Below are 18,638 nucleotides of genomic sequence, written 5' to 3' on the forward strand. Positions count from 1 at the left end.
AATGGCAAAACTTTCCAAGCGTATGCGCGTTATTCGCGAAAAAGTTGACGGTACCAAAGAGTACTCCATCAACGAAGCCATTGCCCTGCTGAAAGAACTGGCTACTGCCAAGTTCGTTGAAAGTGTTGACGTTGCCGTTAACCTGGGTATCGATGCTCGTAAATCCGACCAAAACGTACGTGGTGCAACTGTACTGCCGCACGGTACCGGTCGTGAAGTGCGCGTAGCCGTATTCACCCAAGGTGCCAACGCCGAAGCTGCCAAAGCTGCCGGTGCTGAACTGGTTGGTATGGACGAGCTGGCCGATCTGGTCAAGAAAGGCGAGATGAACTTCGACGTAGTTATCGCATCCCCGGATGCCATGCGCGTTGTTGGTCAGCTGGGTCAAATTCTGGGCCCGCGCGGTCTGATGCCGAACCCGAAAGTTGGTACTGTAACTCCTAACGTTGCCGAAGCTGTCAAGAACGCCAAGGCTGGTCAGGTTCGTTACCGTAATGACAAGAACGGTATCATTCACACCACTCTGGGCAAGGTTTCTTTCAACGAAGTTCAGCTGAAAGAAAACTTGGAAGCTCTGCTGGTTGCCCTGAAAAAGGCCAAGCCGTCTTCCGCCAAGGGTGTATTCATCAAGAAAGTCAGCATCTCCACCACCATGGGTGCCGGTGTTGCCGTAGACCAAGCTTCTCTGGAAGCTCAGGCCTAATTGATGGATTTTACAAGGCGCAAAATTTAATCTATAATTTTGCGCCTTGATTGGTTGGGGGTTTCGACCTCCGTCCAAGACCGCAGGTGGCTGCAAGGCCTTAATCCTTCCTGCGTAGACGGTGCCGGAAACCCAGCGAGAAAGATTTCTTTCTCTTCTGGAATCCTGCTACCGCATCGTTCCCCTCTGTTGTAAAGGTAGGGGGGATGTGTCAGTACTGGGTCAAACTAGACCCGGATTCAATCCAGGAGTTAAGCCAATGGCATTGGGACTCGAAGACAAAAAGGCAATTGTTGCTGAAGTCAACGAAGCTGCCAAAGGCGCTCTTTCTGCAGTTGTAGCCGATTCTCGCGGCGTGACTGTAGAGAAGATGACCAGCCTGCGTAAATCTGCTCGCGAAGCCGGTGTGTACATGCGCGTTGTGCGTAACACCCTGCTGCGTCGCGCAGTTGAAGGTACCGAATTCGGTTGCCTGAACGACGTATTGTCTGGTCCTACCTTGATTGCTTTCTCTAACGAACACCCGGGCGCTGCCGCTCGTCTGTTCAAAGAGTTTGCCAAAGCGAACCAAAAGTTCGAAATCAAGGCTGGCGCTTTTAACGGTGAGTTTATCGCCGCAGCACAAATTGATCGTCTGGCCACGCTGCCGACCTACGACGAAGCAATTGCGAAGTTGATGGCTACCATGAAGGAAGCCTCTGCTGGCAAGCTGGTTCGTACCATCGCTGCTGTGCGTGATCAGAAGCAAGCTGCTGCTTGATTCTCGCCTATTTAGGCTGTTTGAGTTTATTCAACATCAGGAATTTTTGTCATGTCTATCACTAAAGACCAAATTATCGAAGCCGTTGCTTCCATGTCCGTAATGGAAGTTGTTGAGCTGATCGAAGCTATGGAAGAGAAGTTCGGTGTTTCTGCCGCTGTTGCTGTTGCTGCCGGTCCGGCCGCTGAAGCAGTAGAAGAGAAGACCGAGTTCGACGTAGTTCTGACTGCTGCCGGTGCCAACAAAGTTGCCGTCATCAAAGCCGTTCGTGGCGCCACCGGTCTGGGCCTGAAAGAAGCCAAAGACCTGGTAGAAGCTGCTCCGGCTAACCTGAAAGAAGCCGTCTCCAAAGACGAAGCTGAAGCTCTGAAGAAAGAGCTGGAAGCTGCCGGTGCTTCTGTTGAGATCAAATAATCTGCATTTATGTAGATTAGCCTGATAAAACAGGCTAGGGCTGGTGAATTTTTGTTCACCAGCCTTTTTGCGCTGTAGACTGAGAGCATTTCACACCGTTTACGACTCTCGGTGCACCAGCAATCCGGACTGTTTTCATTCGTCCGGGCCAACACAAAACGGTGTTGAGACAGAGCTGTCCCGTGGGACAGAGTGGGTCACTTATCAGCGAGCTGAGGAACCCTATGGTTTACTCTTATACCGAAAAAAAACGCATTCGTAAGGACTTCGGTAAGCGAGACCAGGTACTGGACACGCCTTATCTGTTGTCCATTCAGCTGGACTCCTTCAAGCAGTTCATCGAGGCTGACCCGGAAGGTGAATATGGCCTAGAGGCCGCTTTCCGTAGCGTTTTCCCGATCACCAGTTACTCCGGTAGTGCTGAGCTTCAGTATGTCAGCTATCGCCTGGGTGAGCCGGTATTTGACGTAAAAGAATGCCAGATCCGTGGAGTGACCTACTCCGCGCCGCTGCGTGTCAAGCTTCGTATGGTTCTGTACGACCGTGAAGCAGCTGCCGGCACCGTCAAAGACATCAAGGAACAAGAAGTATACATGGGCGAAATTCCGCTCATGACCGAGAACGGCACCTTTGTTATCAATGGTACCGAGCGGGTAATCGTCTCCCAGCTGCATCGTAGCCCGGGCGTCTTCTTCGACCACGATAAAGGCAAAACACATTCATCCGGTAAGGTGCTGTATAACGCGCGCGTTATTCCCTACCGTGGCTCCTGGCTGGACTTCGAGTTCGATGCGAAAGACAACCTGTTTGTCCGTATCGACCGTCGTCGTAAACTGCCGGCATCCATTATTCTGCGTGCCCTGGATTTCAGTTCCGAACAGATTCTGGCCACCTTCTTCGAGACCATCGGTTTCGAAGTCAAAGATGGCAAGTTGATGATGGATCTGGTGCCGGAGCGCCTGCGTGGTGAAACTGCGACCTTTGACATCGTGGCCAATGGCGCCGTGGTGGTTGAGACCGGTCGTCGAGTGACTGCGCGTCACATCCGTCAGTTGGAAAAAGATTCCGTTACCCAGATTGAGGTACCGGTTGAGTATGTTGTTGGCAAAGTTGCTGCCAAGGACTACGCACATCCGCAAACTGGCGAGATGGTAGTGACTGCCAACCAGGCGCTGAGCCTGGAAGCGGTAGCCAACCTCTCCCAAGCCGGCTTCAAGCACTTCGAGGTTCTGTTCACCAACGAACTGGATCACGGTGCCTACATGTCCGAGACCCTGCGTATCGACTCCAGCTCCAGCCGCCTGGAAGCGCTGGTCGAAATCTATCGCATGATGCGTCCGGGTGAGCCGCCGACTCGTGAAGCCGCAGAACAGCTGTTCGAGAACCTGTTCTTCTCTTCCGAGCGTTACGACCTGTCTACCGTAGGTCGGATGAAGTTCAACCGCCGTCTGGCTCGTGAAGACGAGACCGGCGTGGGTACTCTGACCAAAGACGACATCGTCGATGTGATGAAGCGCCTGATCGACATCCGTAACGGCAATGACGAGGTGGACGATATCGACCACCTGGGCAACCGTCGTATCCGTTCTGTCGGTGAAATGGCTGAAAACCAGTTCCGCGTCGGTCTGGTGCGTGTCGAGCGTGCGGTCAAGGAGCGTCTCTCCCTGGGCGACCTGGACACCCTGATGCCGCAGGATCTGATCAACGCCAAGCCGATCTCCGCCGCAGTCAAAGAGTTCTTTGGTTCCAGCCAACTGTCCCAGTTCATGGACCAGAACAACCCGCTGTCCGAAGTGACCCACAAGCGCCGTATCTCTGCGCTGGGCCCGGGCGGTTTGACTCGTGAGCGTGCCGGCTTTGAAGTTCGAGACGTACACCCGACCCACTACGGTCGTCTGTGCCCCATCGAAACGCCTGAAGGTCCGAACATCGGTCTGATCAACTCTCTGTCCGTGTACTCTCGTACCAACGAGTACGGTTTCCTCGAGACCCCGTACCGCAAGGTCATTGACGGTGTGATCACCGACGAAGTGGACTATCTGTCTGCTATTGAAGAAGGCAAGTACGTGATCGCACAGGCTAACGCCGCGACCACCGAAGATGGCCGTCTGAAAGATGAATTGATCCCGTGCCGTCACAAAGGTGAATCCACCTTTATGAACGCCGACCAGATCCAGTATATGGACGTGAGCCCGCAGCAGATCGTATCTGTGGCAGCGGCCCTGATCCCATTCCTGGAACACGATGACGCGAACCGCGCATTGATGGGTTCAAACATGCAACGTCAGGCTGTACCGACTCTGCGCGCCGACAAGCCGCTGGTTGGTACCGGTATGGAACGCGCTGTGGCCGTTGACTCCGGTGTTACCGTAGTGGCCAAGCGTGGCGGCATGATCGACTACGTCGATGCCTCCCGTATCGTTATCAAGGTCAACGAAGATGAGCTGCTGCCTGGCGAAGCTGGCATCGACATCTACAGCCTGACCAAATACACCCGTTCCAACCAGAACACCTGTATCAACCAGCGTCCGTGTGTGATGTTGGGTGAGCCGGTGATGGCGGGCGACGTGCTGGCTGACGGCCCGTCCACCGACCTGGGTGAACTGGCGCTGGGTCAGAACCTGCGCGTCGCGTTCATGCCGTGGAACGGTTACAACTTCGAAGACTCGATCCTGGTGAACGAGCGTGTTGTTCAGGAAGATCGCCTGACCACCATTCACATCCAGGAACTGGCCTGTATCTCCCGTGACACCAAGCTGGGTCCGGAAGAGATCACTGCTGACATCCCGAACGTGGGTGAAGCCGCTCTGTCCAAGCTGGACGAGTCCGGTATCGTCTACGTGGGTGCTGAAGTGAAGGGCGGCGACATTCTGGTCGGTAAGGTAACGCCGAAAGGTGAAACCCAGCTGACTCCGGAAGAGAAGCTGCTGCGCGCCATCTTCGGTGAGAAGGCGTCCGATGTGAAGGACTCCTCCCTGCGTGTGCCGAACGGTGTGTACGGTACCGTGGTTGACGTGCAGGTCTTTACCCGCGATGGCGTGGAAAAAGACAAGCGCGCCAAAGAAATCGAAGAGATGCAGTTGAAGGAAGCGAAGAAGGACTTGACCGAAGAGTTCAAGATCCTGGAAGACGGCATTTTCGGCCGCTCCCGCAACCTGCTGCTGGCCGCCGGTTACAGCGAAGACCGTCTGAACAAGCTCGATCGCTCCAAATGGTTTGAATTGGCCATCGAAGATGAAGCCAAGCAAATCGAGCTGGAACAGATCGCTGAACAGCACGTTGAGCTGAAGGCCGAGTTCGACAAGAAATTCGAGAACAAGCGTCGCAAGATCATCCAGGGCGATGACCTGGCGCCGGGCGTACTGAAGATCGTCAAGGTCTATCTGGCCGTCAAGCGTCGCATCCAGCCGGGTGACAAGATGGCGGGTCGTCACGGTAACAAGGGTGTTATCTCCAAGATCTGTCCGGTCGAGGATATGCCCCATGACGAGTACGGCCGTCCGGTCGACATCGTTCTGAACCCGTTGGGCGTACCGTCCCGTATGAACATCGGTCAGATCCTCGAAGTGCACTTGGGCCTCGCGGCCAAGGGCATCGGCGAGAAGATCGACCGCATGGTCAAGGAACAGCGCGAACTGCACGAGATGCGTGACTTCCTGCAACAGGTCTATGACCTGGGCGAGAAAGACACCCAGCAAGTGAACGTGGCCGAGCTGTCCGACGACGACGTACGTACCCTGGTCGGTAACCTGCGCAAGGGTCTGCCGGTAGCAACGCCGGTCTTTGATGGCGCCAAAGAGCGTGAAATCAAGGCCCTGCTGAAGCTGGCCGACCTGCCGGAATCCGGTCAGATCGCCCTGTTCGACGGTCGTACCGGTAACGCCTTCGAGCGTAAGGTCACCGTGGGTTACATGTACATGCTGAAGCTGAACCACCTGGTAGACGACAAGATGCACGCGCGTTCTACCGGTTCTTACAGCCTGGTTACCCAGCAGCCGCTGGGTGGTAAGGCACAGTTCGGTGGTCAGCGTTTCGGTGAGATGGAAGTGTGGGCCCTGGAGGCTTACGGTGCGGCATATACCCTGCAGGAGATGCTGACCGTCAAGTCTGACGATGTGAACGGCCGTACCAAGATGTACAAGAACATCGTGGATGGCGACCACCGTATGGAGCCGGGCATGCCCGAATCCTTCAACGTATTGCTGAAGGAAATCCGCTCTCTGGGTATCAACATCGAGCTGGACGAAGAGTAAGAGCTCGCTCTTATTGTTCGAGAATTGACGTGGGCGCCCCGCTGTTTCGGCAGTAGGGGCGCCGAGGTTAGACTCCTGACAGGGGAAACACGTGAAAGACTTACTCAAGTTTTTGAAGGCTCAGACCAAGACCGAAGAGTTTGACAGTATCAAGATCGGTCTGGCCTCTCCTGACATGATCCGCTCCTGGTCATTCGGTGAGGTCAAAAAGCCTGAGACCATCAACTACCGGACTTTCAAGCCGGAACGTGATGGTCTGTTCTGCGCCCGTATCTTCGGACCGGTGAAGGACTACGAGTGTCTGTGCGGCAAGTATAAGCGCCTGAAACACCGTGGTGTGATCTGTGAGAAGTGCGGCGTAGAAGTGACCCAGACCAAGGTCCGTCGTGAGCGTATGGGCCACATCGAGCTGGCCAGCCCGACTGCCCATATCTGGTTCCTGAAGTCCCTGCCGTCCCGTATCGGTCTGCTGCTGGACATGACCCTGCGTGACATCGAGCGCGTGCTGTATTTCGAATCCTATGTAGTGATCGAACCCGGCATGACCAACCTCGAGCGCAGCCAGATGCTGTCCGAAGAGCAGTACCTGGACGCACTGGAAGAGTGGGGCGACGAATTCGACGCCAAGATGGGTGCCGAAGCAATCCTGGCATTGCTGCGCGCCATCGATCTGGAAGGCGAAGTGCGCACCATGCGCGAAGAGCTGGATCAGACCAACTCCGAGACCAAGCGCAAGAAGACCACCAAGCGCCTGAAGCTGATGGAAGCCTTCCTGCAGTCCGGCAACAAGCCGGAGTGGATGATCATGACAGTGCTGCCCGTGCTGCCGCCGGACCTGCGTCCGTTGGTACCGCTGGACGGCGGCCGTTTCGCGACCTCCGATCTGAACGATCTGTACCGTCGCGTGATCAACCGTAACAACCGCTTGAAGCGCCTGCTGGATCTGGCTGCTCCGGACATCATCGTGCGCAACGAAAAGCGCATGCTGCAAGAGTCCGTCGATGCCCTGCTGGACAACGGCCGTCGTGGTCGTGCCATCACCGGCTCCAACAAGCGCCCGCTGAAATCCTTGGCCGACATGATCAAGGGTAAGCAAGGTCGTTTCCGTCAGAACCTGCTCGGTAAGCGTGTCGACTACTCCGGTCGTTCCGTTATCACCGTAGGTCCGACGCTGCGTCTGCATCAGTGCGGTCTGCCGAAGAAGATGGCGCTGGAGCTGTTCAAGCCGTTCATCTATGGCAAGCTGGAATCCCGCGGTCTGGCGACCACCATCAAGGCCGCCAAGAAGATGGTGGAGCGCGAAGAAGCTGTCGTTTGGGACATCCTGGACGAAGTGATCCGCGAACACCCGGTTCTGCTCAACCGTGCACCGACCCTGCACCGTCTGGGTATCCAGGCGTTTGAACCGACCCTGATCGAAGGCAAGGCTATCCAGCTGCACCCGCTCGTCTGTGCCGCCTATAACGCGGACTTCGACGGTGACCAGATGGCGGTCCACGTACCGCTGACCCTGGAAGCCCAGCTGGAAGCGCGCGCGCTGATGATGTCCACCAACAACATCCTGTCGCCTGCCTCCGGTGAGCCGATCATCGTTCCGTCTCAGGACGTGGTCTTGGGTCTGTACTACATGACCCGCGCCCGTATCAACGCCAAGGGCGAAGGTATGGTGCTGTCCGGCCCGAAAGAAGCCGAGAAGGTATACCGCGCCGGTCTGGCCGATCTGCATGCTCGCGTGAAAGTTCGCATCACCGAATACCTGCGTCAGGAAGACGGTTCGCTGCGTGCTCACACCGAGATGAAGAACACCACCGTTGGTCGTGCGATCCTGAGCCTGATCCTGCCGAAAGGCATGGAATACGCGCTGATCGACGAGCCGAAGGTGCTGACTGCTGCAGAGCAGGCTGACCTGGATGCCAACCCGCAGAACTGGATCAAATCCGTATCCAACAAGGCGCTGGGCAAAAAGCTCATCTCCCGTCTGCTGAACACCTGCTATCGCAAGCAGGGCCTGAAGGACACCGTCATCTTCGCTGACCAGCTGATGTATACCGGTTTCCACTATGCGGCCCTGTCCGGTGCTTCCGTTGGTATCGATGACATGGTCATCCCGGATGCCAAGAAAGACATCATCGCCGCTGCCGAAGCCGAAGTTGCCGAGATCCAGGACCAGTTCCTGTCCGGTCTGGTGACCGCGGGCGAACGCTACAACAAGGTTATCGATATCTGGGCCAGCGCCAACGAGCGCGTCTCCAAGGCCATGATGGAGAACTTGTCCAAAGAGCGTAACGTCAACTCGCTGGGTGAAGAAGAAGAGCAAGCCTCGTTCAACAGCATCTTCATGATGGCCGACTCTGGTGCGCGGGGTTCCGCAGCCCAGATCCGTCAGCTGGCCGGTATGCGTGGCCTGATGGCCAAGCCGGATGGCTCCATCATCGAGACCCCGATCGTCGCGAACTTCCGCGAAGGTCTGAACGTACTGCAGTACTTCATCTCCACTCACGGTGCTCGTAAGGGGCTGGCGGATACCGCACTGAAGACTGCTAACTCCGGTTACCTGACTCGTCGTCTGGTTGACGTGGCACAGGACATGGTGATCACCGAGGACGATTGCGGCACTACCGAAGGTCTGTGGATGACTCCGCTGATCGAAGGTGGCGACGTGGTCGAACCGCTGCGTGAGCGCGTGCTGGGCCGTGTGGTTGCCGATGACGTGATCAAGCCGGGTACTGAAGACGAAGTGCTGGTAGCACGCAACACCCTGCTCGACGAGCAGCTGTGTGACCTGCTGGAGCGCAACTCCGTTGACCGCGTGAAGGTACGTTCTGCCATCACCTGTGAGACCGACTTCGGTAACTGTGCTCACTGCTACGGCCGTGATCTGGCCCGTGGTCACCTGGTTAACAAGGGTGAGGCTGTCGGTGTTATCGCCGCCCAGTCCATCGGTGAACCGGGTACCCAGCTGACGATGCGTACCTTCCACATCGGTGGTGCCGCATCCCGTGCCGCTGCCGAGAGCAGCATCCAGGTCAAGAATACCGGTAGCATCAAGCTGCAGAACGCCAAGTTCGTTCACAACAGCGATGACAAACTGGTTATCACCTCCCGTTCTACCGAACTGACCATCATGGACGAGATGGGCCGTACCAAGGAAAGCCACAAGCTGCCTTACGGTTCCGTGCTGGAAGTGAAGGACGGCCAGGCCGTGAACGCTGGCGAGACCGTTGCCAACTGGGATCCGCACACTCACCCGATCATCACCGAAGTAGCGGGTCGCCTGCACTTCGAACACATGATCGATGGCGTGACCATTACTCGTCAGACCGACGAGCTGACCGGTCTCTCCTCCATCGTCGTGCTGGATGTCAACGAGCGTCCGAGCGCCGGTAAAGAGATGCGTCCGACCGTGAAACTGGTCGACCTGAATGGCAAGGACGTGATGATCCCGGGTACCGATGTAGCCGCCCAGTACTTCCTGCCGGGCAAGGCGATCGTGAACCTGGAAGATGGTGCCAACGTGGGCGTGGGTGACGCGGTAGCGCGTATCCCGCAAGAGTCCGGCGGTACCAAGGACATCACCGGTGGTCTGCCGCGCGTTGCGGATCTGTTCGAAGCACGTCAACCGAAGGAACCGGCAATTCTGGCCGAGATCTCCGGTACCATCTCCTTCGGGAAAGAGACCAAGGGCAAACGCCGTCTGGTCATCACCCCGACCGATGGTGGCGATGTCTACGAGGAGATGATTCCGAAGTGGCGTAACCTGAACGTGTTCGAAGGTGAAAAAGTTGAGAAGGGTGAAGTGCTGGCGGACGGTCCTGAGTCTGCTCACGACATTCTGCGTCTGCGCGGTATCAGCCCGGTCGCCAACTACATCGCCAACGAAGTGCAGGACGTTTACCGTCTGCAAGGCGTTAAGATCAACGACAAGCACATCGAAGTCATCGTGCGTCAGATGCTGCGCAAGTGCGAGATCCTGAGCGCTGGCGACACCGACCTGATCGAAGGCGAACAGGTTGAAGTGGCTCGCGTGAAGATTGCCAACCGTAAGCTGGTTGCTGAGGGCAAGACCCCGGCCACCTTCCGTCACATCCTGATGGGTATTACCAAGGCATCTCTGAGCACCGAGTCCTTCATCTCCGCGGCTTCCTTCCAGGAAACCACCCGAGTTCTGACCGAAGCGGCCGTTGGCGGCAAGCGTGACGAACTGCGTGGTCTGAAAGAGAACGTAATCGTGGGTCGTCTGATCCCGGCTGGTACTGGCTTTGCCTACCACCACGGCCGGATCAACCAGCGTGCCGCCGCAGCTCGTGCTGTTGGTGTGCCGCAGGTAACTGCCGATGAAGCCCAGCAAAACCTGGCGGATCTGCTCAACGCAGCCGGCAGTTTTGACGAAGAGTAATCTTCCGCTGTAGCGATTGAAAAGGGCCCCTTCATGGGGCCCTTTTTTATTGTCGATTTTCTCGTCAAAGCCAGACGCCACGCGGATATTCGGATGATCCAGAGCAAGGTTGCAGAGTAAAAAATCAAAAAAAGTTGACATTGACTCCTCGCGACTGAAAACTCGGGAAAGTTGAATGGGTATTACAGGGGTAGAACATGACTGTCGGTATCGAGGAAGTGATGCTTCCCGAAGAGCAGCTGATCGGTCGCACTTTTACAGACGAAGACAGGGAATTGTTGCGCTCATACGATGGGCTGATCGATGGCTTGGCCGAGTTGTTCGGCAAGCACTGTGAAGTGGTGCTTCACTCCCTGGAAAATCTGCACGAGTCCGTGATCAAGATTGCCAACGGGTTCAATACGGGACGGAATGAGGGGGCCCCCATTACCGATCTCGCGCTGCGTATGCTCAAGGACATCGAGAATACCGGCCAGGATTACACCCAGAGCTATTTTGCTCGCAGCCGTACCGGTGCCCTGATGAAGTCGAGTACCATCGCCATCAGGAACAGCGACAAGCAGGTGATCGGCCTCATCTGTATCAACCTGCACATCAACGCGCCTTTTCACGAGTTCGTCGCCGAATTTTTCCCGACGCCGCAACAAGTCGAGCGTCAGTCGCCGGAGACCTTTGCCAACAGTGTGGAAGAGCTGGTTGCCCAGACGGTGGACAATACCATCGACGAGATCAACCGCGATCCGACCGTTGCCAACAATGCTAAAAACAGGTTTATCGTGACCCAGCTGTTCGAGAAGGGCATATTTGATATCAAGGACTCGATCAACCTGGTCGCCGACAAGCTGAACATTTCCAAACATACCGTTTATCTGTACATCCGACAGCGCAAGCAGGGTGAAGACGAAAACGAGTAAGCGCCATAGAAGGGGATAGACAAGAATGGCTAAAGAAGTTATTGCAACCGACAAGGCTCCTGCCGCAATTGGCCCGTATGTTCAGGCCACCAAACTGGGCGAGCTGGTCTTCACCTCCGGGCAGATCCCGCTCGATCCGGCCACCATGGAGATAGTGGCTGGCGGTATCGAAGCGCAGGCCGAGCAGGTGATGAAGAACCTGGTTGCAGTATTGAAGGAAGCGGGAGCCGATACCGGCAAGGTGCTGAAGACCACCTGCTTCCTCAGCGACATGAACAACTTTGTTGCCTTCAACCAGGTTTATGCCCGTTACTTCGGTGACGCCGCTCCTGCCCGCTCCTGCGTGGAAGTGGCGCGTCTGCCGAAGGATGTGCTGGTTGAAGTCGAAGCCATCGCTTACGTCTGATCCAAGGCTGCACGAAGAGCCCCTCCCAGGAGGGGCTTTTTTGTGTTTGGCGTAGAATGGACGAACACATGCGCAGGAGTCCGGATATGAGTCTGAATTTTGCCCTGCTGGTAACGGGGCCCGCCTATGGTACCCAATCGGCCAGCACCGCCTATCGCTTTGCCTTGAGCCTCATCGAGCAGGGCCATCGCTTGTCTCACCTGTTCTTCTACCAGGATGGGGTCTGCAACGGCAACGGGCTGCATGCTCCAGCCTCCGATGAGAGCAACCTGGTCGCCCTGTGGCGTGAACTGGCCAACCAGCAAGGGATCCGTATCGATGTGTGCGTCGCTGCCGCCATGCGGCGCGGTGTGCTGGATGAGCAGGAGGCCAAGGGGCTGGGCAGGGCACACTTCAACCTGGAGCCGCCATTTTGCCTGAGCGGTCTGGGTCAGCTGGCGGAGGCCAGCCTGACCGCCGATCGATTCGTCCAGTTTTAGGAGGCTGCGATGCACAAGATAGCGTTTATTTGCCGGCGTGGGCCGCACGGTACCGCCGCCGGGCGGGAAGGTCTGGATGCCCTGTTGGCCACTTCGGCCATGACCGAGTCGCTGGCCCTGTTCCTCATCGGGGATGGCGTGCTGCAGCTGCTCAGGGAGCAGCAGCCGCAGGCCATCTTGCAGCGTCACTATGCGCCGACCTTCAAACTGCTCGAGCTCTACGACATCGAGGAGGTCTATGTGTGCACCGACTCGCTGGCAGAGCGTGGCCTGACGGTGGCGGATCTGCTGATCCCCGTGACCTGCCTGTCCCGCACCGACATCCGGCACCAGTGGGATGCCTGTGCGACCCACATCTGCTTTTGAGGTGACCATGATACAGCTGATATTGACCTCTCCCTTCCAGAGCCAGGACCTGGAACAGGCGCTGACTTATCGCCAGCCGGAGGATGTGCTGGTACTGATACAGGATGCCGTCGTCGCTGCCACGGCCCCTCAGTGGTGTGCACGGTTGGCCGGAGTGCCGCTCTATGTCATGCGGGAAGACCTGCAGGCGAGGGGATTGCAACAACGGATCGGGTTGGATCTGGACATGGCCGGCTTGGTGGCTCTGATCGCGGAAAAAGGCTCGCCGCAGACCTGGGCTGGCTGACCGCCAGTTTTATATAATTATTTCAGCCTGTTAGCGATATTTGCCAAGGCCTCTTCACTGCCTTTCCTGGCTCGGATTGTATAAATCTTGACTCCCTTGACAACAGGGCATAAAATTTCGCGTCCCCGTATCTGCGGGGAGGATTTTTCACATGTTTATGAAGTCATTATCAGGAGCCTTTTGATGGCAACTATTAACCAGTTGGTTCGCAAGCCACGCATCAAGCTCGTTGTGAAAAGCAACGTGCCGGCGCTGGAAGCGTGCCCTCAGAAGCGTGGCGTGTGCACCCGTGTATACACCACCACCCCGAAGAAGCCTAACTCTGCACTGCGTAAAGTATGCCGTGTACGTCTGACCAACGGCTTCGAAGTCACCTCCTACATCGGCGGTGAAGGTCACAACCTGCAAGAGCACTCTGTTGTTCTGATCCGTGGCGGTCGTGTAAAAGACTTGCCAGGTGTTCGTTATCACACCGTTCGTGGTGCGTTGGACTGTGCCGGTGTTAAAGACCGTAAGCAGGCTCGCTCCAAGTATGGCGTGAAGCGTCCGAAAGCTTAATGGTTCTCCGTTAAGTAAGGCCAAACGTTAATTCGTTTCTAGTTAGATAACTTTCTAGTTTTGGGTAACCCCTGAAGTTACGGAGAATTTGAAATGCCAAGACGTCGTGTTGTTGGTCAGCGTAAAATCCTGCCGGATCCCAAGTTCGGATCAGAGCTGCTGGCTAAATTTGTCAACGTAGTAATGGTTGACGGTAAGAAATCTGTTTCCGAAGCCATCGTATATGGCGCGCTGGACATCATTGCCACCAAGACTGGCAAAGAGCACCTGGCCGTATTCGAAGAAGCCCTGGACAACATTCGTCCGGCCGTCGAGGTTAAATCTCGTCGTGTCGGTGGTGCAACCTATCAGGTACCGGTAGAAGTTCGTCCGGTTCGCCGCAATGCCCTGGCAATGCGCTGGTTGGTTGATGCCGCTCGTAAACGTGGTGAAAAATCAATGGCTCAGCGTTTGGCTGGCGAGCTGCTGGATGCCGCTGACAATAAGGGTTCGTCTGTCAAGAAACGTGAAGACGTACACCGTATGGCTGAAGCGAACAAGGCTTTCGCTCACTTCCGCTGGTAATCCGCTTGCGCAGGGTCTTTTGGCTCTGCGCACCTTTAATTATCTGGGGACAAGTGCCCTAGTAAGAGGATGACAATGGCTCGTACAACCCCCATTGAGCGTTATCGTAATATCGGTATCTCCGCTCACATCGACGCCGGTAAGACTACTACTACCGAGCGCGTTCTGTTTTACACCGGTGTAAGTCACAAGATCGGTGAAGTTCACGATGGCGCCGCCACCATGGACTGGATGGAACAGGAACAAGAGCGTGGTATCACCATCACCTCCGCCGCGACCACCGCTTTCTGGTCCGGTATGGGCAAACAGTTCCAACCGCACCGTATCAACATCATCGATACCCCGGGCCACGTTGACTTTACTATCGAAGTAGAGCGTTCCATGCGTGTTCTGGACGGCGCCGTGATGGTGTACTGTGCCGTAGGTGGCGTACAGCCACAGTCTGAAACCGTATGGCGTCAGGCTAACAAGTACAAGGTTCCCCGTATCGCGTTCGTCAACAAGATGGACCGTACCGGTGCCAACTTCCTGCGCTGCGTTGAGCACATCAAGACCCGTCTGAAAGGTAACCCGGTTCCGCTGCAACTGAACATCGGTTCAGAAGAGAACTTCAAGGGCGTTATCGACCTGGTCAAGATGAAAGCCATCAACTGGAGCGAAGCTGACCAGGGCGTATCCTTCGATTACGAAGACGTCCCGGCTGAGCTGCTGGAAAAAGCGCAAGAAATGCGCATGACCCTGGTTGAAGCCGCTGCTGAAGCGTCTGAAGACCTGATGGAAAAATACCTGGGTGGTGAAGAACTGACCGAGGAAGAGATCAAGAAAGCTCTTCGTCAGCGTGTTCTGAACAACGAAATCATCCTGGTGACCTGTGGCTCCGCGTTCAAGAACAAGGGCGTACAGGCCATGCTGGATGCTGTGGTTGACTATCTGCCGGCGCCGACCGACGTAGCAGCCATCGACGGTCTGAAGCTGGATGGCGAGACCAAAGACGAGCGTCATGCTTCTGATGACGAGCCGTTCGCTGCTCTGGCATTCAAGATTGCTACCGACCCGTTCGTAGGCAACCTGACCTTCTTCCGCGTTTACTCCGGTGTGGTTAACTCCGGTGACTCCGTGCTGAACTCCGTTAAAGAGAAGCGCGAGCGTTTTGGCCGTATCGTTCAGATGCACGCCAACAAGCGTGAAGAGATCAAAGAAGTTCGCGCAGGCGACATCGCTGCCGCCATCGGTCTGAAAGACGTGACCACCGGTGACACCCTGTGTGACGAAAAAGCGCCGATCATCCTCGAGCGTATGGAATTCCCGGAACCGGTAATCTCCATCGCAGTTGAGCCGAAAACCAAGGCTGACCAAGAGAAGATGGGCCTGGCTCTGGGCCGTCTGGCTCAGGAAGACCCGTCCTTCCGCGTATGGACTGACGAAGAGTCTGGCCAAACCATCATCGCCGGTATGGGTGAGCTGCACCTGGACATCATCGTTGACCGTATGCGTCGCGAGTTCAAGGTAGAAGCGAACGTAGGTAAGCCGCAGGTTGCCTACCGTGAAACCATTCGTAACACCGTCAAGGATATCGAAGGTAAGCACGCCAAGCAGTCTGGTGGTCGTGGTCAGTACGGTCACGTTGTGATCGACATGTACCCGCTGGAAGAAGGCAAAGCCTACGAATTCGTCAACGACATCAAGGGCGGCGTCATTCCTGGTGAGTTCATCCCGGGTGTTGACAAGGGTATCCGCGAGCAGCTGAAGTCCGGCCCGCTGGCAGGTTATCCGGTAATGGATCTGGGTGTGCGTCTGCACTTCGGTTCCTACCACGATGTCGACTCTTCCGAACTGGCGTTCAAGATCGCTGCTTCCATGGCCTTTAAGGCTGGCTTCATGAAGGCCAACCCGGTTCTGCTCGAACCGATCATGAAAGTAGAAGTCGAGACTCCGGAAGACTACATGGGCGACGTGATCGGTGACCTGAACCGTCGTCGTGGCCTGATCGAAGGCATGGAAGATGGCCCGTCCGGCAAGATCGTTCGTGCCCTGGTGCCGCTGGCCGAGATGTTCGGTTACGCTACCGCCCTGCGTTCTGCTACCCAGGGTCGTGCTTCCTACGCCATGGAATTCGCCAAGTATCACGATGCCCCGACCAACGTCGCCCAGGCCGTGATCGAAGAGCGCAAATCCAAGTAATTTAAGATTCCCCGCCTACGACGGTAGGCGGGTTTAACCTAGAAGGACTACGTCGTGTCTAAAGAAAAATTTGAGCGTAATAAACCGCACGTAAACGTCGGCACCATCGGCCACGTTGACCACGGTAAAACCACCCTGACTGCCGCTATCACCAACGTGCTGGCCAAGCACTTCGGTGGTAAGGCTTTCGCCTTCGACCAGATCGACAAGGCACCGGAAGAGCGTGAGCGTGGTATCACCATCAACACCTCCCACGTAGAATACGACACCGCTACCCGTCACTACGCGCACGTAGACTGCCCGGGTCACGCCGACTACGTTAAAAACATGATCACCGGCGCTGCCCAGATGGACGGCGCGATCCTGGTAGTAGCAGCGACTGACGGCCCGATGCCGCAGACTCGTGAGCACATCCTGCTGGGTCGTCAGGTAGGCGTTCCGTACATCATCGTGTTCATGAACAAGTGTGACATGGTAGATGACGAAGAGCTGCTGGAACTGGTTGAGATGGAAGTTCGCGAACTGCTGTCCGAGTACGACTTCCCGGGTGATGACCTGCCGGTAGTCCGTGGTTCTGCACTGAAAGCGCTGGAAGGCGAAGCTCAGTGGGAAGAGAAGATCCTGGAACTGGCTGGCCACCTGGACACCTACATTCCGGAGCCGGAGCGTGCCATCGACCTGCCGTTCCTGATGCCTATCGAAGACGTATTCTCCATCGCTGGCCGTGGTACCGTAGTAACCGGTCGTGTAGAGCGCGGTATCGTCAAAGTTGGTGAAGAAGTGGAAATCGTTGGTATCAAAGATACCACCAAGACCACCTGTACCGGCGTTGAAATGTTCCGTAAGCTGCTGGACGAAGGTCGTGCAGGCGAGAACATCGGTGCACTGCTGCGTGGCGTGAAGCGTGAAGACGTAGAGCGTGGTCAGGTACTGGCCAAGCCGGGCACCATCAAGCCGCACACCAAGTTTGAATCTGAAGTGTACGTGCTGTCCAAAGAAGAAGGTGGTCGTCATACCCCGTTCTTCAAAGGCTACCGTCCGCAGTTCTACTTCCGTACTACCGACGTGACCGGTACCATCGAACTGCCGGAAGGCGTAGAGATGGTAATGCCGGGCGACAACATCAAGATGGTTGTTACCCTGATTGCGCCGATCGCGATGGACGACGGCCTGCGTTTCGCCATCCGTGAAGGTGGCCGTACCGTAGGTGCTGGTGTTGTAGCTAAAGTTATCGCTTAATCGATACTTTAAATACGCACATGAAAGGGGTGGCTTCGGCCACCCCTTTTACTTTTGGGGCTTTAAATTGCCTGTGAGATACTTTGCGAAATCATTGATAGAGGTCGTTTCTGTGAGCAAACCAGCCATTTTTCTGGATCGTGATGGTGTCATCAACGAAGACACCGGTTATGTCAGCAAGGTAGATGATTTCCACTTTTTGCCCGGGGTCATTGAAGCCCTGCAGTTGATGAAGAAGAAAGGGTATCTGCTGGTCGTTGTCACCAACCAGTCTGGTATCGCCCGCGGTTATTTCAGTGAAGATGATTTCATGAACCTGACCGAGTGGATGGATTGGTCATTGGCAGATCGCGACGTGGACCTCGATGGTATCTACTTCTGCCCGCATCATCCGGAGCATGGTGCTCCCTGTGATTGCCGCAAACCAGAACCGGGAATGCTGCTGCTTGCCAAGCAAGAACTGAACATCGATATGAGCCGTTCTTATATGGTGGGTGACAAGCCTTCCGATATGAAAGCCGCCATCAATGCCGGGGTTGGTCATAAGATCATGGTCAGAACGGGCAAGCCGGTAACGGATGCTGGTGTCGAGCTGGCCGATGCCATCTATGACAATTTGCATGATTTTGCCGTAGCTGCCCCCACCGTGGCCTGATTTTGCTGGTTTTAAATGCTTTTTGGTGGCTTTGTGAGCGGTTGAACGATGAAAGCCATCTTTTTGTAATTATCTGCTTGCCAGAAAGTTTCAGCTCCCTATAATGCGCCTCCATCGACACGGCAAGCGGCAACGCAAACAACCGGGTCGGTCGCATCGAAAAGCCCGTGCAAATAAGGCTTGACTCGAGAAGGCGGTTGAGTAGAATGCCACTCCCGCAGCAGCCAAAAGCTGCGTCGCTCTTTAACAATTTGAATCAAGCAATCTGTGTGGGCACTCACAGCATCGAGCATCAAAAACAATTTTTGATATCAATGTCTGATGAAGTGACCAAAGCAACTTTTAGTTGCAGCAGTTAATTCAGCAATTCATTGAGCCGCCTTAACAGGCAACCAAACTTAAATTGAAGAGTTTGATCATGGCTCAGATTGAACGCTGGCGGCAGGCCTAACACATGCAAGTCG

The 18,638-nt window shown here is 55.7% G+C and carries 15 protein-coding genes and 1 rRNA gene; all 16 read left to right on the forward strand.

Going from position 1 to position 18,638, the window contains the following annotated elements; all coding sequences use genetic code 11:
* The first annotated feature begins 1 nt into the window (after position 1).
* A complete protein-coding gene (gene rplA, locus PG881_RS10630) occupies positions 2-703 on the forward strand; it encodes a 50S ribosomal protein L1 (protein ID WP_016352266.1) in 702 nt (233 codons plus the stop codon).
* A gap of 259 nt (positions 704-962) precedes the next feature.
* Positions 963-1,463 carry a 50S ribosomal protein L10 gene (rplJ, locus tag PG881_RS10635; protein WP_016352265.1) on the forward strand — a complete coding sequence of 167 codons (501 nt, stop codon included), beginning with the start codon at positions 963-965 and terminating at the stop codon, positions 1,461-1,463.
* Positions 1,464-1,514: 51 nt separating this feature from the next.
* Positions 1,515-1,877, forward strand: coding sequence for a 50S ribosomal protein L7/L12 (gene rplL / locus PG881_RS10640; protein ID WP_005341840.1), 363 nt, complete (start codon positions 1,515-1,517; stop codon positions 1,875-1,877).
* 224 nt (positions 1,878-2,101) lie between these two features.
* Entirely contained in the window at positions 2,102-6,130 is a 4,029-nt protein-coding gene (gene rpoB / locus PG881_RS10645) for a DNA-directed RNA polymerase subunit beta (protein ID WP_010635847.1), read from the forward strand.
* A 91-nt stretch (positions 6,131-6,221) separates the two neighbouring features.
* Positions 6,222-10,526, forward strand: a complete 4,305-nt coding sequence (gene rpoC, locus PG881_RS10650; protein WP_011707700.1) for a DNA-directed RNA polymerase subunit beta' — start codon at positions 6,222-6,224, stop codon at positions 10,524-10,526.
* Between the two features lie 197 nt (positions 10,527-10,723).
* Positions 10,724-11,440 carry a helix-turn-helix transcriptional regulator gene (locus PG881_RS10655; RefSeq protein ID WP_005306294.1) on the forward strand — a complete coding sequence of 239 codons (717 nt, stop codon included), beginning with the start codon at positions 10,724-10,726 and terminating at the stop codon, positions 11,438-11,440.
* A gap of 25 nt (positions 11,441-11,465) precedes the next feature.
* On the forward strand, positions 11,466-11,846 hold the full coding sequence (locus tag PG881_RS10660; RefSeq protein WP_011707699.1) for a RidA family protein: 381 nt from the start codon (positions 11,466-11,468) through the stop codon (positions 11,844-11,846).
* Positions 11,847-11,932: 86 nt separating this feature from the next.
* Positions 11,933-12,325, forward strand: a complete 393-nt coding sequence (gene tusD / locus PG881_RS10665) for a sulfurtransferase complex subunit TusD (protein WP_016352263.1) — start codon at positions 11,933-11,935, stop codon at positions 12,323-12,325.
* 9 nt (positions 12,326-12,334) lie between these two features.
* The gene (gene tusC / locus PG881_RS10670; protein ID WP_139704920.1) at positions 12,335-12,691 is read left to right on the forward strand and encodes a sulfurtransferase complex subunit TusC; all 357 of its coding nucleotides are present in this window, start codon (positions 12,335-12,337) and stop codon (positions 12,689-12,691) included.
* Between the two features lie 7 nt (positions 12,692-12,698).
* Positions 12,699-12,977 carry a sulfurtransferase complex subunit TusB gene (gene tusB / locus PG881_RS10675; protein WP_180345307.1) on the forward strand — a complete coding sequence of 93 codons (279 nt, stop codon included), beginning with the start codon at positions 12,699-12,701 and terminating at the stop codon, positions 12,975-12,977.
* 183 nt (positions 12,978-13,160) lie between these two features.
* The gene (gene rpsL / locus PG881_RS10680; RefSeq protein ID WP_005306278.1) at positions 13,161-13,535 is read left to right on the forward strand and encodes a 30S ribosomal protein S12; all 375 of its coding nucleotides are present in this window, start codon (positions 13,161-13,163) and stop codon (positions 13,533-13,535) included.
* Positions 13,536-13,628: 93 nt separating this feature from the next.
* Positions 13,629-14,099, forward strand: a complete 471-nt coding sequence (gene rpsG, locus PG881_RS10685; protein ID WP_005306266.1) for a 30S ribosomal protein S7 — start codon at positions 13,629-13,631, stop codon at positions 14,097-14,099.
* Positions 14,100-14,174: 75 nt separating this feature from the next.
* The gene (fusA, locus tag PG881_RS10690; RefSeq protein ID WP_011707695.1) at positions 14,175-16,280 is read left to right on the forward strand and encodes an elongation factor G; all 2,106 of its coding nucleotides are present in this window, start codon (positions 14,175-14,177) and stop codon (positions 16,278-16,280) included.
* 54 nt (positions 16,281-16,334) lie between these two features.
* Positions 16,335-17,519, forward strand: a complete 1,185-nt coding sequence (gene tuf, locus PG881_RS10695; RefSeq protein WP_011707694.1) for an elongation factor Tu — start codon at positions 16,335-16,337, stop codon at positions 17,517-17,519.
* 112 nt (positions 17,520-17,631) lie between these two features.
* Complete coding sequence (gene gmhB, locus PG881_RS10700) at positions 17,632-18,174, forward strand: D-glycero-beta-D-manno-heptose 1,7-bisphosphate 7-phosphatase (protein ID WP_180345306.1); 543 nt, start codon at positions 17,632-17,634, stop codon at positions 18,172-18,174.
* A gap of 400 nt (positions 18,175-18,574) precedes the next feature.
* A 16S ribosomal RNA gene (locus PG881_RS10705) occupies positions 18,575-18,638 on the forward strand; the annotation flags it as partial.

Origin of the sequence: Aeromonas sp. QDB54, assembly GCF_027707385.1 — a bacterium.
Lineage (GTDB): Bacteria > Pseudomonadota > Gammaproteobacteria > Enterobacterales > Aeromonadaceae > Aeromonas > Aeromonas hydrophila.

Excerpts from the sequence above, each read along its gene's own strand:
- rpsL (WP_005306278.1), top strand. The coding sequence starts at position 13,161 with ATGGCAACTATTAACCAGTTGGTTCGCAAGCCACGCATCAAGCTCGTT.
- rplJ (WP_016352265.1), top strand. The coding sequence starts at position 963 with ATGGCATTGGGACTCGAAGACAAAAAGGCAATTGTTGCTGAAGTCAAC.
- tusC (WP_139704920.1), top strand. The coding sequence starts at position 12,335 with ATGCACAAGATAGCGTTTATTTGCCGGCGTGGGCCGCACGGTACCGCC.
- rpsG (WP_005306266.1), top strand. The coding sequence starts at position 13,629 with ATGCCAAGACGTCGTGTTGTTGGTCAGCGTAAAATCCTGCCGGATCCC.
- rplA (WP_016352266.1), top strand. The coding sequence starts at position 2 with ATGGCAAAACTTTCCAAGCGTATGCGCGTTATTCGCGAAAAAGTTGAC.
- PG881_RS10660 (WP_011707699.1), top strand. The coding sequence starts at position 11,466 with ATGGCTAAAGAAGTTATTGCAACCGACAAGGCTCCTGCCGCAATTGGC.
- rpoB (WP_010635847.1), top strand. The coding sequence starts at position 2,102 with ATGGTTTACTCTTATACCGAAAAAAAACGCATTCGTAAGGACTTCGGT.
- PG881_RS10655 (WP_005306294.1), top strand. The coding sequence starts at position 10,724 with ATGACTGTCGGTATCGAGGAAGTGATGCTTCCCGAAGAGCAGCTGATC.
- rplL (WP_005341840.1), top strand. The coding sequence starts at position 1,515 with ATGTCTATCACTAAAGACCAAATTATCGAAGCCGTTGCTTCCATGTCC.
- fusA (WP_011707695.1), top strand. The coding sequence starts at position 14,175 with ATGGCTCGTACAACCCCCATTGAGCGTTATCGTAATATCGGTATCTCC.
- tusB (WP_180345307.1), top strand. The coding sequence starts at position 12,699 with ATGATACAGCTGATATTGACCTCTCCCTTCCAGAGCCAGGACCTGGAA.
- tusD (WP_016352263.1), top strand. The coding sequence starts at position 11,933 with ATGAGTCTGAATTTTGCCCTGCTGGTAACGGGGCCCGCCTATGGTACC.